11 protein-coding genes and 1 riboswitch are annotated in these 14,044 nt (G+C 76.0%); of the genes, 9 read left to right on the top strand and 2 right to left on the bottom strand.

Features of this window, described 5'->3' with window-relative positions:
* Together EDF32_RS03280 and EDF32_RS03275 are read left to right on the top strand one after the other, a co-directional pair.
* Positions 1-858, top strand: a complete 858-nt coding sequence (locus EDF32_RS03280) for a DUF3027 domain-containing protein (protein ID WP_123307069.1) — start codon at positions 1-3, stop codon at positions 856-858.
* The gene (locus EDF32_RS03275; protein ID WP_123307068.1) at positions 855-4,070 is read left to right on the top strand and encodes a sacsin N-terminal ATP-binding-like domain-containing protein; all 3,216 of its coding nucleotides are present in this window, start codon (positions 855-857) and stop codon (positions 4,068-4,070) included. Before EDF32_RS03280 ends, EDF32_RS03275 begins: the two co-directional genes overlap by 4 nt.
* On the opposite strand, the gene EDF32_RS03270 is transcribed toward EDF32_RS03275, so the two are convergent.
* The gene (locus EDF32_RS03270; RefSeq protein ID WP_123307067.1) at positions 4,052-4,309 is read right to left on the bottom strand and encodes a DUF2530 domain-containing protein; all 258 of its coding nucleotides are present in this window, start codon (positions 4,307-4,309) and stop codon (positions 4,052-4,054) included. The genes EDF32_RS03275 and EDF32_RS03270 overlap by 19 nt on opposite strands.
* Before the next feature lie 11 nt (positions 4,310-4,320).
* On the opposite strand from EDF32_RS03270, the gene EDF32_RS03265 reads away from it, so the two are divergent.
* The 6 genes from EDF32_RS03265 to EDF32_RS03240 all read left to right on the top strand — a co-directional run bounded on the left by EDF32_RS03265 (position 4,321) and on the right by EDF32_RS03240 (position 11,757).
* Positions 4,321-5,244: a cation diffusion facilitator family transporter gene (locus EDF32_RS03265; RefSeq protein ID WP_123307066.1), complete on the top strand. Its 924-nt coding sequence runs from the start codon at positions 4,321-4,323 to the stop codon at positions 5,242-5,244.
* Between the two features lie 283 nt (positions 5,245-5,527).
* Complete coding sequence (locus EDF32_RS03260) at positions 5,528-7,048, top strand: sugar transferase (protein ID WP_233565659.1); 1,521 nt, start codon at positions 5,528-5,530, stop codon at positions 7,046-7,048.
* Between the two features lie 63 nt (positions 7,049-7,111).
* Complete coding sequence (locus EDF32_RS03255; RefSeq protein WP_123307065.1) at positions 7,112-8,584, top strand: NCS2 family permease; 1,473 nt, start codon at positions 7,112-7,114, stop codon at positions 8,582-8,584.
* 10 nt (positions 8,585-8,594) lie between these two features.
* Positions 8,595-9,785 carry a mannose-6-phosphate isomerase, class I gene (manA, locus tag EDF32_RS03250; RefSeq protein ID WP_123307064.1) on the top strand — a complete coding sequence of 397 codons (1,191 nt, stop codon included), beginning with the start codon at positions 8,595-8,597 and terminating at the stop codon, positions 9,783-9,785.
* 176 nt (positions 9,786-9,961) lie between these two features.
* Entirely contained in the window at positions 9,962-10,435 is a 474-nt protein-coding gene (locus EDF32_RS03245; RefSeq protein WP_123307063.1) for a MarR family winged helix-turn-helix transcriptional regulator, read from the top strand.
* Entirely contained in the window at positions 10,432-11,757 is a 1,326-nt protein-coding gene (locus tag EDF32_RS03240; RefSeq protein WP_123307062.1) for an MFS transporter, read from the top strand. The genes EDF32_RS03245 and EDF32_RS03240 overlap by 4 nt, the downstream gene beginning before the upstream one ends.
* A gap of 7 nt (positions 11,758-11,764) precedes the next feature.
* On the opposite strand, the gene serC is transcribed toward EDF32_RS03240, so the two are convergent.
* Entirely contained in the window at positions 11,765-12,880 is a 1,116-nt protein-coding gene (serC, locus tag EDF32_RS03235) for a phosphoserine transaminase (RefSeq protein WP_123307254.1), read from the bottom strand.
* 112 nt (positions 12,881-12,992) lie between these two features.
* Between serC and EDF32_RS03230 the strand changes: the two genes are divergently transcribed.
* A complete protein-coding gene (locus tag EDF32_RS03230) occupies positions 12,993-13,715 on the top strand; it encodes a metal-dependent transcriptional regulator (protein ID WP_123307061.1) in 723 nt (240 codons plus the stop codon).
* 147 nt (positions 13,716-13,862) lie between these two features.
* Positions 13,863-14,037: riboswitch (cyclic di-AMP (ydaO/yuaA leader) on the top strand.
* Positions 14,038-14,044: the final 7 nt, after the last annotated feature.

Here is a 14,044-nt window from a genome sequence, read left to right as displayed (position 1 = left end):
ATGAACGCAGCCGTCGCTGAACCCACCGCCGAGACCTCGGTGACCGCCCGTCGCGGCGCGGGCGTCTCCGCGCGCGCCGCCCGCGACGCCGTGCTCAACGGCGCGGTGGACGAGGCCCGCGCGGCGGCGGTCGCCGCCGCCGACCGCCCCGACGACGTCGGTGAGCACCTGGGCACGACGGCGCAGGCGGACCGGCTGATCTCCCACCACTTCGCGTGCACGCTGCGCGGGTACCGCGGGTGGCACTGGACCGTCACGCTCGCCCGGGTGCCGCGCGGGCGCACGGCCACGGTGTGCGAGGTCGAGCTGCTGCCCGGCGACGAGGCGCTGCTCGCCCCGGACTGGCTGCCGTGGTCGGAGCGGCTGCGCCCGGGCGACGTCCGCCCCGGCGACGTCCTGCCGTTCCGCGCCGACGACCCGCGCCTCGAGCCCGGGTACGTCTCGGACGGCGACCCCGCGGTCGACGCCGTCGCGATCGACGAGCTCGCGCTCGCCCGCGCCCGCGTGCTGTCGCCGCAGGGCCGCGACGAGGCCGCGCAGCGCTGGTACGACGGCGCCCGCGGTCCGGGCGCCCCGTCCGCCGTCGCCAGCGCCGAGGGCTGCGCGACGTGCGCGTTCCTGGTGCCGCTGCAGGGGGCGCTCGGGCAGGTGTTCGGCGTCTGCGCCAACGCGTGGTCGCCCGCCGACGGCACGGTCGTCAGCCTCGACCACGGCTGCGGCGCGCACTCCGAGACGGACGTCGAGCCGCACGCGAGCGACTGGCCCGAGCCGGCCCCGCTCATCGACGAGACCACGGTCGACGTCGTCGTCGAGCCCTCGGCCGGGTCCGCGCGGCAGGGCGGGTCGACGCCCGAGTGACGGGCGACCCGTTCGGCACGCAGCGGCTGCGCGCCGCCGTCGGACGGGCCTGGCTGGACTCCCCGACGCGGTTCCGCGAGGACCTGCGCACCGAGCAGGACTACGGGCGCGGGCACTACCGGGACCGCGTCGTCGTCGAGCTCGCGCAGAACGCCGCCGACGCGGCGCTGCGCGCGGGGGTCCCGGGCCGCCTGCGCCTCGAGCTGCTGGACGCCGTCCCGGGCGAGCACGCAGCAGGCGCCGCCGGGGGAGCGGGCGCACCCGGGACGCCCGGCGCCCCCGTCGTGCTGGTCGCCCGCAACGTCGGCGCGCCCCTGGACGCCGACGGCGTCGCCGCGCTGGCGGCGCTGCGCGCGTCCGCCAAGTCGGCGGACGGCGCGGCACTGGACGGACCCGGTGCGCCCGCCGGGACCGTGGGCCGGTTCGGGGTCGGCTTCCGCGCGGTGCGCTCGGTCTCCGACGAGATCGAGATCGTCTCCGGCGCGAGCGGCGGCGTGCTTTTCTCGGCCGCGCGGACGGCGGCGTTCCTCAGGGGTCTCACGGAGCCCGTCCACGGCACCGGGGTCGCGGGAGGGGGCACCGACCACGGCCCGGGTGCGGCCGCCGTCGAGGCCGCGCGCGCCGCCCCCGCGTCGTCGCTGCCCGTGCTGCGGCTGCCTTTCCCCGCCGAGGGCGCCGACGGCGCGGACGCCGCGGACGCCGCCGGGACCGGACCGGTGCCCGCGGGCGAGACGGTCGTCCGGCTCCTGCTGCGCGACGCGGCGGCCCTCGAGGAGGTGCGCCGCCAGCTCGCGGCCGTCGACGACGCGCTCCTGCTGGCGCTGCCCGCCCTGGCCGAGATCGAGGTCGTCGACACGGCTGGGCACGGCACGGCTGGGCACGGCACGGCCGCGGACGCCCCCGTGCGCCGCTGGGCGGACGTGGCCGAGCGCTGGGTCGTGGTCCGGGACGCCGGCCCGGTGCCCGCGCGGCTCGGGGAGGACCCCGCCGGGGACGGCACCGCGACGTGGAGCGTGACGTGGGCGCTGCCCCGGGCGGGCGCGCGCCCCGGGCCGCCCGGCGCGCGCGAGGCGCTGCGCACCGTGCACGCGCCCACCGCGACCGACGAGCGCTCGAGCCTGCCCGCGCTGCTCGTCGCGTCGTTCCCGCTCGACCCGACCCGGCGCCGGGTGGTCGAGGGGCCGGCGGCGCGGTTCGTCGCGGCGCGCGCCGGCGACGCCTACGCGCGCCTGGCGCTGCGGGCCGCCGAGGCGGGCCTGCGCCCGCTCGACCTCGTCCCGCTCGGGATGCCGGCCTCGGCGCTCGACGCCCTCGTGCGGGAGAGCGCCGTCGAGGCGCTCGCCCGCACGCCCCTGCTCCCGGGGGACGTGGCGCCGGCCGACGCGCGCTTCCTGCGCGGGCCCCTCGGGCAGGACACCGCGCTGATCGAGCGCCTGGCGACCGGTACCGCGGGACTCGTGCCGGTCCCGGAGGACCTGGCCCCGCGCGCCGTGGCGTGCGGCGCCTCGCCCGTCGACCTCGACGAGGCGGTGGAGGCGCTGCCCGCCGGCGCGCCGCCCGAGGTCTGGCGGGAGACGTACGGGCTGCTGGCCCCCTGGGCCGGCGAGCCGGGTGCGCTGGAGTCCCTCGCCGACGTCGTCGTGCCCACGGCCGACGGCCGCCGCGCCCGCGGCGCACGCGGCCTCGTCGTGCCGGGCGGGGCGGCGGCGTCGGGAGGGGCCCTCGCGCCGGCGCTCGAGGCGCTCGGCGTGCGCGCGGTGCACCCGGACGCGGCGCACCCGCTGCTGGAGCGCCTCGGGGCGAGGCCCCGCGACGCCTTCGAGCTGCTCACCGACCTGAGCGGGCGCGCCGCCGAGGTGCTCGCCGGCGAGACCGGCGCGGTGGACGAGCCGGGCGACGAGGAGGTCACGGACGCCGTCGCGCGCCTGGTCGCGGCGGCGCTGGACGAGCGTCCGGGGCTGGAGCCGGACCGCTTCCCGTTCTGGCTGGGCGAGATCGAGCTCGCGTCGGACGAGGGCGGGCCGCGCGCCGCGCGCGAGCTGGCCCTGCCCGGGTCCTGGGCCGCCGAGGAGCTCACCGAGCTCGACCTGGTGGCCGACGACGTCGTGGACCGGTGGGGCGCACCGGTGCTGCGCGCGCTGGGCGTGCGCACCGACCTCGAGGTGTACCGGGTGCCGGACGTGGTGACGCCGGACGGCTCCGCCGACCTGGCGGCGTCGGACGACGCGCCGGGCGACCCCGCGCCGTGGCTCGACGGGTGGTCGGACTACCTGGACCACGTGGCCGGGTGCGTCGGCGCGGGCGTCTACCTCGGTGACGTCGCCGCGGTCGCCGACCTCGACGCGGGGGCCGCGGCCGGTCCGCTCCTGGAGCGGGTCGCCGCCACCGACGGGACCCGGCAGGCGCTGCTCGCGCCGGTGCGGGCGCCGTCGGGCCGCAGCGCCCCGTCCTACGGCGCGTGGTGGTTCCGGGACCGCGAGGGGGCGTTCGCGCTGCCCGGCGCGGACGTGCCGCTCCTGCGGGGGTCGCCCTACCCGGCGCTCGACGAGCCGGTGCTGCGCGCGGTGGGCGGCGTCGCGTCGCTCGCGGAGCTCGGGCCGGACGCGTGGGCCGGCGTCCTCGACGCCCTGCCCGGGGTGGGGTACGCCGTCGACCCGCAGGTGGCGCTGGCGGTGTGGCGGGGGCTCGCGGCGCTCGCCGCGGAGCGCGGTGCCGCTGGCCTGGCCGAGCTGCCCGACCGGGTCCCGGCGCTGGGCGCCGCGGGCTGCGTGATGGTGGACGCGGACGACGCGGCGGTCGCGCCGGGCGCGTGCTGGTCGCAGGTGCGGGCCGTGGTCCCGGCGCCGGCCGGCGCCGCGGAGGAGCTCGCCGACCTGCTCGACCTCCCGGTCCTCGCGGACCGCGACCCCGACGAGGTCGCGGGCGGGCGGCGCGTCGACGTCGACCCCCGGGTGCGCGGGGTGGTCGCCGGCCTGCCCGGGAGCTGGGTGGAGCACGAGGACCTGCGGGTCGACGGGGTCGACGTCACGTGGTGGCCCGGCGCCGACGGGACGGTGCACGCGACGACGACGGAGGGGCTCGCGCACGCCCTGGCCGCCGCGGCCGGACGCTTCGAGGACCGGCACGCGGTGCTCGCGGCGCTCCTCGACCCGCAGGGGGCCGAGCGGCAGGCGCCGCTCGGCGCCTGGGACGCTCAGTCCTCGCCGCGGTAGGAGCGACGGTGACCGCGCTCCCAGACCAGGCCGACGCCGCCGAGCAGCACGCCCGCGACGCAGATCCCGACGTGGCGCAGCGCCGCGACGTCGAGCGCCATCAGCACGGCGCAGACGACGCCCCCGACGGCGAACGCCGCGATCCCCAGCAGGATCAGCGGGCGCAGGTCCACGCGCAGCGCCGGCGGGGCCGGACGCCGGCGCTCGGGATGGACGAGGAGCTGGACGAACGAGGGCACCCTGCGATCCTATGGCTACCGTGAGCCACGACCACGCCGCGCACACCGGCCCGGACCACCGGCGCCGGCTCGCGGTCGCGTTCGCGATCACGACCGCGGTGCTGGTGGCGGAGGCCCTCGGCGCGGTCCTGACCGGCAGCCTCGCCCTGCTCGTCGACACGGCGCACATGCTCACCGACGCCGGCGGCCTCCTGCTGGCGCTCGTCGCCGCGTCCCTGACGCTCCGGCCGCCGTCCGCGCGCCGGACCTGGGGATTCCGGCGCGCCGAGGTGCTCGCCGCCCTCGCCCAGTCCGCCGTGCTGCTCGTCGTCGGCGTCTACGTGCTCGTCGAGGGCGTGCGCCGGCTGCTCGAGCCGCCCCAGGTCCCGTCCACGGCGCTGCTCGTGTTCGGGATCGTCGGCCTCGTGGGGAACGTCGCGTCGCTGCTGGTGCTCGTCGGGCGGCGCGCGGACAGCCTCAACCTGCGGGCGGCGTTCCTCGAGGTCGTCAACGACGCCCTCGGCTCGGTCGGCGTGATCGTCGCGGCGGTCGTCGTCGCGACCACCGGCTGGCAGCGGGCCGACGCCGTGGCCGGCCTGGTCATCGGCGTCCTGATCCTGCCGCGCGCCCTGCGGATCCTCGCGGAGACGACGAACGTCCTGCTCGAGTCGACGCCGCCCGGGCTGGACCTCGGCGAGGTCCGGGCCGCCCTGCTCGCCGTCGAGCACGTCGAGGCGGTGCACGACATGCACGCGTCGCTGATCGCCAGCGGCCTGCCGACGCTGTCCGCGCACGTCGTGGTCACCGACGGCTGCTTCCGCGACGGGCACGCCCCACAGATCCTCGACGCCCTGCAGCGGTGCGTCGCCGAGCGCTTCGCCGTGCCCGTGGAGCACTCCACGTTCCAGCTCGAGCCCGCGGGGCACGCCGCCCACGAGCCGGGCAGCCACGGGTAGCGACCCCGACAGTTCACCCGCTCGACCGCGTCACGACCGCCACGGGCACGCGTCTCCCACTCACAGGACGTACGAGCCGACGAGCCGACGAGGTGGCGACGATGACGGGCGACCGAGCACAGCACGGACGCAGCGGTGCGGCGACGGGACCGAGGACCGGGGGCGGCGGGGCGGCCGAGACCGCCGCGACCGTTCTCGCCCGGGTGAAATCCGCCCGAGATCGTCGTCCTGGGCCCCCCGTCGAACCTATGCTCGCATCGGCGCGTACCGGGGTGGAGGCACAGTGAGCGAGATCGTGGTCGACGCTCCGCGGAGCAGCGCGGACAGTCCCTCCGAGCGCCCGGGCGCCCCGACGCTCGACACCGGCGCGGTGCGCCGGGTGCGCCGGGTGGTGGCCAACGGGTCCTGGGCCCGCACGCACCACCGCCGCCTCGCCGTGACGGACGCGGCCGCGATCGCGCTCAGCGCGGGGGCCGCCGTCGTCGTCGAGCAGACCGGGATCCTCGGCAGCACCGCCACCTGGGGGCAGGTCCTGCTGCTCGCGGCGGGCGTCGTCGCGGCCTGGCTCGCCGGCCTGAGCCTCATGCGCACCCGCGACACCCGCGTGCTGGGCCAGGGGCCCACGGAGTACCAGCGGGTCTTCCTCGCCTCGTGGTGGCTGTTCGCGACGGTGGCGCTCGCCGCGTACGTGACCGGGTTCGACGGCTCGCGCGGGTTCGTCGTCACCGTCATGGTGCTCGGGCTCGGGACGCTGCTGGCCGGCCGGTTCGTCTGGCGCCAGTGGCTGCACGGGCGGCGGGAGGCCGGGGAGTGCACCCGGCCCGTCGTCGCCGTCGGCGGCCGCGAGCAGGTCGCGCGGCTCGTGCACGAGTTCAACGGGCGCCCCCAGTCGGGCTACCGCGTCGTGGGGGCCTGCCTGCCGGGCGTGACCGGCCGTGGCGAGGTCGTCGCCGGCGTCCCCGTGCTCGGGGGTCTCGACGACGCCGCCGCGACGGTCGCGGCGATCGACGCCGAGTGCGTGGTCGTCGTGGGCTCCGACCTGATGACGGCCGACGACGTCCGGCGCCTCGGCTGGACGCTCGAGCCCAACGGCGTGGACCTCATGCTCACGGCCGAGCTGACGGACGTCGCGGGCCCGCGGATCACCGTGACCCCGGCCGAGGGCATCTCGCTGGTGCACGTCGACGCCCCGCGGTTCAGCGGTCCGCGCTACCTGGTGAAGTCGACCATCGACTGGGTCCTCGCGGCGCTGCTCGTGACGGTGCTCTCGCCGGTGCTGCTCGCCATCGCGCTCACGGTCGCGCTCTCCAGCCGCGGCCCCGTGCTCTACCGCCAGACGCGCGTCGGGCGCAACGGCGCCACCTTCCCGATGCTCAAGTTCCGCTCCATGCGACGCGGGTCGGACTCCCAGCTCGCCGCGCTGATCGCCGCGAACGAGGGCGCCGGGCCGCTGTTCAAGATGCGCGACGACCCCCGCGTGACCCGCATCGGCCGCCACCTGCGGCGCTACTCGCTGGACGAGCTGCCCCAGCTGTTCAACGTGCTGCGCGGCGAGATGAGCCTCGTGGGCCCGCGGCCGCCGCTGCCCGCCGAGGTCTCGGCCTACGAGGACAAGGCGCACCGCCGGCTGCTCGTCAAGCCGGGTCTGACGGGTCTGTGGCAGGTGGGCGGGCGCTCCGACCTGAGCTGGGACGAGAGCGTGCGCCTGGACGTGTACTACGTCGAGAACTGGACGATCTTCCTCGACCTCATGCTCATCGCCAAGACGGCCCGGGCGATCGTGTCGGGGTCCGGTGCGTACTGACCCGCGCGCGGGCGGTGCGGTTGCAGGCGTGAGCGGGCCCCGGCGTCTGGCACGATTGCGCCCATGACGCAGAGCACCGCCACGCGCGAGGTCACGCCGCCCGCGAGCCGCCTGGACCAGTTCTTCAAGATCACCGAGCGTGGCTCGACCGTCGGCCGCGAGGTGCGGGGCGGGCTCGTCACGTTCTTCGCGATGGCCTACATCATCGTGCTCAACCCCCTGATCATCGGGACGGTCCCCGACGGGACGGGCACGTTCCTCGGCGGCGGCGACGCGCCGAACATCGCGATGGTCTCCGCGACGACGGCCCTGGTCGCCGGCGTGCTCACGCTCGCGATGGGCGTCTTCGCGAACTTCCCGCTCGCGCTCGCGGCGGGGCTCGGGCTCAACGCGGTCGTGGCGTACTCGATCGCCGGGCTGCCCGACATGACGTGGGCCGACGCGATGGGCCTGGTGGTCATCGAGGGCCTGATCATCCTCGTGCTCGTGCTGACCGGGTTCCGCGAGGCCGTGTTCAAGGCGGTCCCCGTCGAGCTGAAGACCGCGATCAGCGTCGGGATCGGGCTCTTCATCGCCCTCGTCGGGTTCGTCAACGCCGGGTTCGTCACGCCGGGCGCCGGCACGCCGCTGCAGCTGGGCACGGACGGCTCGCTCGCGGGCTGGCCGATCCTCGTCTTCGTCGTCGGGCTCCTCCTGACCATCGTCCTGTGGGTCCGCAAGGTGCGCGGCGCGCTGCTCATCGCGATCCTCACGGCGACGGCGCTCGCCGTGGTGATCGAGAACGTCGTGCACGTCGGTGCCAAGGGAACGGACGGCTCGAACCCGCTCGGCTGGAACCTCAACGCCCCCTCGTTCGACGGCGTCGTCTCGATGCCCGACTTCGGCCTGCTCGGCCACTTCTCCCTCCTGGGATCGTTCGACAAGATCTCCGCGGTCACCGTCCTGCTGCTCGTCTTCTCCCTCCTGCTCGCCGACTTCTTCGACACGATGGGCACCATGGTCGCCGTCGGCGCGGAGGCCAAGCTGCTCGACGCCGAGGGCAACCCGCCCCGCTCGCGCGCGATCCTCGTCGTCGACTCGATCGCCGCCGCCGCGGGAGGCGCCGCGAGCGTCTCGTCCAACACCAGCTACGTGGAGTCGACGACGGGCGTCGGCGAGGGCGCCCGGACCGGCCTCGCCTCGGTCGTGACCGGGATCGCGTTCCTGCTCGCGACGTTCCTGTCGCCGCTGGTCGCGCTCGTGCCCTACGAGGCCGCGGCGCCCGCGCTCGTCTTCGTCGGGTTCCTGATGATGATGCAGGTCGCCGGGATCCGGTGGACGGACGTCGAGATCGGCATCCCCGCGTTCCTGACCATCGTCGTCATGCCCTTCACCTACTCGATCAGCGACGGCATCGGGGTCGGGTTCATCGCGTTCGTCGTGATCAAGATCGCGCTGGGCAAGATCCGGGAGATCCGGCCGCTGATGTGGCTGGCCGCGGCGATGTTCGTCGTGTACTTCCTGCTCGGCCCGATCGAGAACGCGCTCGGGATCTGACCCTGCACCCATGACGGCGTTCTACCGGCTCGACCGCGTCCTCCAGCGCTACGACTGGGGGTCGACGACGGCGCTCCAGCAGCTGCTCGGGCTGCCGGTCGACGGCGAGCCGCTGGCGGAGCTGTGGATGGGCGCGCACCCGCAGCACCCGTCGCACGTCGCCGGCGGGGCCCCGCTGGACGCCCTCCTGCGCGAGCGGGCGCAGGACGCCGTCGGGCGCCGGGTGCTGGAGACCTACGGCCCGCGCCTGCCGTACCTGCTCAAGCTGCTCGCGGCCGAGCGGGCGCTGTCCCTGCAGGTGCACCCGCAGCCGCACCGCGCGCGGGCCGGGTTCAACCGGGAGAACCGCGACGGCGTCGCGCCGGGCGCGCCGGAGCGCAGCTTCCGCGACGACCAGCACAAGCCGGAGATGGTCGTCGCCCTCACGCGCTTCGAGGGGCTGTCCGGTTTCCGCCGGCCCCGGCGCACGCTCCAGCTGCTGGACGGGCTGCCGGGCGACCTCGTGGGCCGGATGCGCGAGGCGCTGCGGGCGCGGCCGACGTCGGCGGGGGTCCGGGACGCCTTCACGCTCGCCGTGCACGCGCGCGACGAGCCGGGGCTCGCGGCGGACCTGGCAGTCACGGTCGCGGCGGTCGCCGAGCGGCGGGCCGCGGGCGGGCCCTCGCGCCGCGCCGACGCGGCGGTCGCCCAGCTCGACGCCCAGCACCCCGGCGACCCGGGCGTCGTCGCGTCCCTCATGCTCAACCGCGTCACCCTCGAGCCGGGGGAGTCGTTCTTCGTGCCCGCCGGGCACGTGCACGCGTACCTGTCGGGCTGCGCGGTCGAGATCATGGCGAGCTCGGACAACGTCCTGCGGGCCGGGCTGACCTCCAAGCACGTCGACGTCGCCTCGCTGCTCGAGTGCGCCACGTTCGTGCCGGGACCGGCCGCGCGGCCCGAGACGCACCGCACCGGCGGCCTCGTCGAGCTCCGCGCGCCCGTGCGCGAGTTCGCCCTCGTCGTGGGCCGGCCCGGCGCGGAGCGGGTGGCGCTGCCCGGCGACGGGCCGCGGGTGGCGGTGGTCGTCGAGGGGGAGGTCGAGCTCGACGCCGACGGCGACCGGGTGACGCTGGCCCCGGGCGAGCCGGTGTTCGTGCCGCACGCCGCGGGCCGGCTCGGCGCCCGGGGCGGCGGCCTGCTCGTGCTCGCCCGCGTGCCCTGAGCGGTCGCCGCCGCCGAGTGCGCCGAGAGCGCCGAGGTCGATGCGGGCGCGCGAGTTCGATGCCGCGGGGGTCGACCTCGCGCCGCTGCATCGACCTCGCGGCCGGGAGCGGCGCGGCGCCCCGCGTGACCGGTCTCACTGGTCGTTACGTGAGGTAATGACTTAGGCTAAGCATCATGCCCGAGTCGACCCCTGTCACCGACGCCCCCCACGCCGGACCCCACGCCGGCCGCGCCCGCGAGGCCCTCGGCAGCGACCTGCGCATCGCGACCGCACGCCTGACCCGGCGGATGCGGGCCCAGCGCGGCGAGGCCGAGCTGCCCGACCACCTGTTCACCGTCCTCGCCCTGCTCTTCCGCGAGGGCCCGTCGACCCCGGGCGCCCTCGCCGAGCACGAGTGCATCCGGCCGCCGTCGATGACCCGCAGCGTCAACGCGCTCGTCGACCTCGGCTTCGTCAGCAAGATCGAGCACCCCACGGACGGCCGCCAGGTCGTCGTCGAGCTGACGGACGCCGGCCGCCGCGAGGTGCACGAGACGCGCCGGCGCCGCGACGCCTGGCTCACCCGGCGGCTGGCCGAGCTCACCGCGGACGAGCGCCGCACGCTGGCCGCGGCGAGCGAGCTGATGACCCGGGTGGCGCGCTCGTGAGCCGGACGTTCGCCTCGCTGAGGTTCCCCAACTACCGGCTCTGGTTCGGCGCCGCCCTCGTGGCCAACATCGGCACCTGGATGCAGCGCGTGGCGCAGGACTGGCTCGTGCTGACTACCCTGTCGAACGGCTCGGGCGCCGCGGTCGGCATCACCACCGCGCTGCAGTTCCTGCCCGTGCTGCTGTTCTCCGCCTGGGCCGGGTCGCTCGCGGACCGGGTGCCGCGCCGTCGGCTGCTGATGATCACCCAGGGCGCCCAGGGCGTGCTCGCCCTCGGCCTCGGGATCATCGTCCTGGCGGGGAACGCCCAGCTCTGGCAGGTCTACCTCTTCGCCTTCGCCCTCGGGTGCGTCACGGCGATCGACGCCCCCGTGCGGCAGACGTTCGTCGCGGAGATGGTGCCCGCCGGCAACCTGCCGAACGCCGTCGGGCTGAACTCCGCGTCCTTCAACGCGGCCCGGATGATCGGCCCGGCGCTCGCCGGCGTGCTGATCGCGGCGGTCGGGACCGGCTGGGTGTTCGTCATCAACGCGGTCTCGTTCGGCGCGACGATCGCCGCGCTCGCCGCGATGAGCGCCGCCGCGCTCTACCCGATGCCGAGCTCGGCCCGCGGCCGCGGGTCGGTGCGCGAGGGCGTCGCGTACGTGCGGGGGCGCACGGACATCCTCGTGATCATGGTCGTCATGGGGGTCGTGTCGACGTTCGGCCTGAACTTCCAGCTGACCTCCGCGCTGATGGCCAGCGAGGTGTTCGGCAAGGACGCCGGCGGGTACGGCGCGCTCGGGTCGGTCCTCGCGATCGGCTCGCTCGGCGGCGCGCTGCTCGCCGCGCGGCGCGAGCGGCCGCGGGTCCGCCTGGTGCTCGGCGCCGCCGCCGCGTTCGGCGTGCTGATGCTGGTCCAGGCCGTCGCACCGTCGTACCTCGTCTACGCCCTGCTGAGCGTGCTCGTCGGCTTCTCGTCCCTGACGATGCTCACCGCCGCGAACTCGACCATCCAGGTCTCCACCGATCCCGCCGTCCGCGGCCGGGTGATGGCGCTGTACATGATGGTCCTGCAGGGCGCGACCCCGATCGGGTCACCGGTCATCGGCTGGGTGGCCGACGTCGCCGGCCCGCGCTGGGCGGTCGGCATCGGCGGCCTCGCCTCGCTGCTCGTGGCGGTCGTCGCGTCCCTGTGGGCGAAGAAGCACTGGCACGTGGACGTGCGCTACCGGCTGCGGGTGCGCCCCCACCTGGTGGTCGCCTCCCCGGCGGACCGCCGCGCGGAGGTCGCCGCGCGGCTCGACGCCGACGAGGCGACGCAGTCGAGCTCCGCGGCGTAGCCGGCGGTCAGCCGAGCCGGTCGACGACGTGGTCGACGCAGGCGGTGAGCGCGCGGACGTCGTCGGGCTCGATGGCGGGGAACATCGCGATGCGCAGCTGGTTGCGCCCCAGCTTGCGGTAGGGGAAGACGTCGACGACGCCGTTCTCGCGCAGGGCGGTCACGACCCGCGCCGCGTCGATCGCGTCGTCCAGGTCGATCGTGCCGACGACGGCCGACCGCTCCGCCGGGTCGGCGACGAACGGCGTCGCCCACGCGCGCGAGCCGGCCCACCCGTACAGGTGCGCGGCGGACTCCGCGCACCGGGCCGTCGTCCACGCGAGCCCGCCCTGGGCGAGCATCCACTCCACCTGCTCGGCGAGCAGCACCAGCGTCGCGATCGCGGGGGTGTTGAGCGTCTGGTCCTGGCGCGAGGCGGCGACCGCCGCGGTCAGCGACAGCGACTCGGGCACCCAGCGGTCGCCCGCCTCGATCTCCGCCGCGCGGGCCACGGCGTCGGGCGACAGCAGCGCGAGCCACAGGCCGCCGTCCGAGGCGAAGCTCTTCTGCGGGGCGAAGTAGTAGACGTCCGTCTCGGCGACGTCCACGGGCAGGCCGCCCGCGCCCGAGGTCGCGTCCACGACGGTCAGGGCGCCGGCCTCCCGCGAGCCGGGGACGCGCACGACCGGCGCGGCGGCACCCGTGGAGGTCTCGTTGTGCGGCCACGCGTAGACGTCGACGTCGTCCGCGGGCTCGGGGCGGGCGACGGTCCCGGGCGGGGCGGCGATCACCTGCGAGTCGCGCAGGAACGGCGCGGCGGAGGTCGCGGCCGCGAACTTCGCCCCGAACTCGCCGAACGCGGCGTGCTGGGCCTTCTCTCGCACGAGGCACAGCGTCGCGACGTCCCAGAACGTCGTCGACCCGCCGTTGCCCAGCGCGACCTCGTACCCGTCGGGCAGGGAGAACAGCTCGGCGAGCCCGCGGCGGACCCGGCGGACGACGGCGCGCACCGGCTCCTGGCGGTGGGAGGTGCCCATGAGCCGGGCGCCCGCGGCGTGCAGCGCGTCCATCTGGGCCGTGCGGACCTTGGACGGGCCGGAGCCGAACCGTCCGTCGCTCGGCAGCAGGTCCTGGGGGATGGTGATCTCGGGCACGCGCCCACGATAGCGGCCGCGCGGCGGGCCGTCGGCGGCGGGCAATAGACTGGTCGACGGCCCGGCAGGGCCACGAGTTCGACGATGCGACAGGAGCGCCCGCGTGACCGACCTGATCGACACGACCGAGATGTACCTCAAGACGATCTACGAGCTCGACGAGGAGGGCATCACGCCTCTGCGGGCCCGGATCGCGGAGCGTCTCGGCCACTCCGGGCCGACGGTCTCGCAGACCGTCGCGCGCATGGAGCGGGACGGTCTCGTCGTCGTCACCGGGGACCGGCACCTCGAGCTCACCGAGGCGGGCTGGTCCAAGGCGCGCCGCGTGATGCGCAAGCACCGCCTCGCGGAGCGGCTGCTCACGGACGTCATCAAGCTCGACTGGGAGTACGTCCACGTCGAGGCCTGCCGGTGGGAGCACGTGATGAGCGAGCTCGTCGAGCGACGCCTCATCGGGCTCCTGGACCACCCGCAGCACGACCCGTACGGCAACCCGATCCCGGGGCTCGCGGAGCTCGGCGAGGACCTCCAGGACGTCCCGTTCCTCGACGGCGTGGTGTCGCTGCCGGCGTACGTCGACGCGAACGGCGCGGCGGGCGAGCCGCTGCACGTCACCGTCACGCGCATCGCCGAGCCGCTGCAGACGGACGTCGACCTGCTGGCGCGCCTCGCGGCGGCCGGGATCGCGCCGGCGAACCGCATCGTCGTGGAGCGCGCGGGGGAGAGCCTCGCCGTCGCCCTGCCCGGCGCGGCGGAGCCGCTCGTCCTGCCCGACGACGTCGCGCGGCACCTGTTCGTGACCGTCGCCGACGGCGTCCCCGCCTGAGCCCCGAGCCCGCTTCGCGAGTGGGCTTCGTCACATCCGTGGGAGCGCTCCACCGGTCCCGTGATCGGAACGTGACTTTCGCGGACCGTTCGGGTACGTTCGTGCCTGCCGCTAGGAGCACCCGCACCGAGAGGCACCCGGACGGACTGCCTAACCCTGTCGCCGCCCGGGTCTCACGACCACCCGACGACAGGGGCGGGGGACCCAGTTACGTGGGCATCGAGAGATGTCCTTGGGGTGAAGCCGGACGGACCACGGTCCCGAAGGCCGGGTAATTCTCCACCCGAACCCGACAGCTCACTTCGCAGGCATCACGGAGAGGCCACAGA

The sequence above is a fragment of the Cellulomonas sp. PhB143 genome (genome assembly GCF_003752595.1).
Classification (GTDB): domain Bacteria; phylum Actinomycetota; class Actinomycetes; order Actinomycetales; family Cellulomonadaceae; genus Paraoerskovia.
The sequence above is the reverse complement of the archived record's forward strand: the minus strand, read 5'-3'. Positions and strand labels throughout refer to the sequence as shown.

Coding starts and splice junctions, on each gene's coding strand:
- EDF32_RS03255 (WP_123307065.1), top strand. CDS start 7,112: ATGACGCAGAGCACCGCCACGCGCGAGGTCACGCCGCCCGCGAGCCGC.
- EDF32_RS03265 (WP_123307066.1), top strand. CDS start 4,321: ATGGCTACCGTGAGCCACGACCACGCCGCGCACACCGGCCCGGACCAC.
- EDF32_RS03245 (WP_123307063.1), top strand. CDS start 9,962: ATGCCCGAGTCGACCCCTGTCACCGACGCCCCCCACGCCGGACCCCAC.
- manA (WP_123307064.1), top strand. CDS start 8,595: ATGACGGCGTTCTACCGGCTCGACCGCGTCCTCCAGCGCTACGACTGG.
- EDF32_RS03280 (WP_123307069.1), top strand. CDS start 1: ATGAACGCAGCCGTCGCTGAACCCACCGCCGAGACCTCGGTGACCGCC.